2 protein-coding genes are annotated in these 2,223 nt (G+C 54.1%); both read left to right on the top strand.

What is annotated here, in order from left to right:
• Positions 1-42: 42 nt before the first annotated feature.
• Entirely contained in the window at positions 43-1,407 is a 1,365-nt protein-coding gene (gene uraA / locus H1R82_RS13910; RefSeq protein ID WP_181730809.1) for a uracil permease, read from the top strand.
• An 18-nt stretch (positions 1,408-1,425) separates the two neighbouring features.
• On the top strand, positions 1,426-2,223 hold a 798-nt coding region (locus H1R82_RS13915; protein WP_258873915.1), incomplete at its 3' end, for an aspartate carbamoyltransferase catalytic subunit.

Here is a 2,223-nt window from a genome sequence, read left to right on the forward strand (position 1 = left end):
GCAAAGAGACGTTTTTTTATCCCAACAAAGGAGTTAAGGCCAATGAGTTCACAAAAAATTGTCATGGACGTGCATGAAAAACCCAAAGCTTTGTCATGGCTCTTTCTCAGCTTTCAACATTTGTTCGCCATGTTTGGCGCCACGATGCTGGTGCCGTTGTTGACGGGAATGAATCCGGCCGTCGCGCTGTTATCCAGCGGAATCGGGACGCTGGCCTATTTGATTGTGACACGGGGCAAAATCCCGGCATATCTGGGATCTTCGTTTGCCTTCATTGTTCCGGTGATCACCCTCTCCCAAGGAGGGAAGCATCTGGGGGAAGCGTTATTCGGATGTTTCCTGGTCGGGATTGCCTACGGAGTGGTGGCCCTGATTGTATACCGGTTTGGCGTGAAATGGCTGGATCATTTGCTGCCCCCGGTCGTGATCGGTTCGGTGGTGATAGTCATCGGTCTTTCGCTGGCAGGTACGGCGGTGGACATGGCCAGCAAAAAAGAAGTGATCGTGGACATGCCGCAAACCGCAAGCGGATGGGCGGCGTTGGACGGAACCATTCAATCCGTCGATCCGGAAAACGGGAAGGTTCAATTGCAAGTTTATTCTTTGGAGAACTTCACCGTGGCACTGGTCACCTTGGGAATCGCCATCACGGCCAATTTGGCATTCAGCGGATTCCTTCGCTTCATCCCGGTGTTGCTCGGGTTGATTGGCGGATACCTGACGGCTTTGATGATGGGGATGGTGGATTTTACTGCGGTGAGGGAAGCCAAATGGTTTGCCGTTCCTGAGTTGACGGCACCGGTTGTTTCGTGGCATGCGGCCGTGGTGATGTTGCCGGTGGTGTTGGTGGTGTTGGCCGAACACATCGGACACCTGGTGGTACAAGGGAACATCATGGGAAGAGATTTGGTGAAAGATCCCGGATTGCACCGTTCTTTACTGGGGGATGGGCTTGCCACCAGCATCGCTGCCTTGATCGGCGGCCCTCCGGCCACCACTTACGGGGAAAACATCGGGGTGATGGCCATGACCCGCATTTTCAGTGTCTGGGTGATCGGAGGAACGGCTGTCCTGGCCATCTTGTTCAGTTTCGTGGGAAAAATATCGGCACTCATTCAAACCATTCCCACTCCGGTGATGGGCGGCGTTTCGATCCTGTTGTTTGGTGTCATCGCCTCCAGCGGGTTGCGGATGCTGATTGAAAACCAAGTGAACTTGGATAACCGGCGCAACCTGGTAATTGCTTCGGTCATTCTGGTGATCGGGGTCGGAGGAGCGTTGCTGAAATTGGCCGACATCCATCTGGAATTGGAAGGCATGGCGTTGGCAACCGTCACCGGCATTCTGCTCAATCTGGTCTTGCCTGAAAAAGATTCGCGGCAAAAAGAGTTGGCGGAAGCAGCCTGACAGACAGGAGGGATTCATTTGACTGCGACGAAACGAAGGTTCGCCCCCAACCATTTGTTTGATACCGGGCATTTATCCAAACATGAAATACAATCGCTTTTGGACCGGGCACAGTATTGGGAGGAGCATTGGCAACCGGGACAAGCGACGTATCAAGGACGGTTTGCGGCAAATCTGTTCTTCGAGCCGAGCACCCGGACCCGCTTCTCCTTTGAAATGGCCGAAAAAAAGTTGGGGATGGAAGTGCTTCATTTTTCCCCGGTAGTTTCCAGCACAGCCAAAGGAGAATCGCTGTATGACACGGTCAAAACCTTGTCTTCGCTCGGAGTCCGTGTCGTGGTGATCCGGCACGCGGACCCCCTTGTTTTTCAGGAATTGGCCGACCGGCTGCCGGAATGCGCGCTCGTCAATGCCGGGGCCGGATCCTTGGCACACCCGACGCAAGCCTTGTTGGATTTGTACACCATGAGAAAGCATTTCAAAGAGTTGGAAGGAAAGAAAGTGGCGATGATCGGCGATATCAAGCACAGCCGGGTGGTGCGTTCCAATCTCTGGGCGTTGTCCCGGTTTGGCATGGAGATCATGGTGAGCGGTCCGGAAGAGATGCGGGATGAAGAGATTGAAAAACTGGCGCCTTATGTGCCGTTTGAAGATGCTCTCCGGGAAGCTGACGTGGTGATGATGCTGCGGGTGCAGTTGGAACGGCATGACCAAACGCTGTTTTCTTCCGCACGAGCCTATTTCAGGCAATTCGGGCTGACCTGTGAGCGGGCCCGGCTCATGAAGCCGGATGCCATCATCATGCATCCGGGACCG

The sequence above is a fragment of the Thermoactinomyces intermedius genome, assembly GCF_013912365.1.
Lineage (GTDB): Bacteria > Bacillota > Bacilli > Thermoactinomycetales > Thermoactinomycetaceae > Thermoactinomyces > Thermoactinomyces intermedius.

Bases quoted from the DNA above. Each gene is read 5' to 3' on its own strand.
- uraA (WP_181730809.1), top strand. From the start codon at position 43: ATGAGTTCACAAAAAATTGTCATGGACGTGCATGAAAAACCCAAAGCT.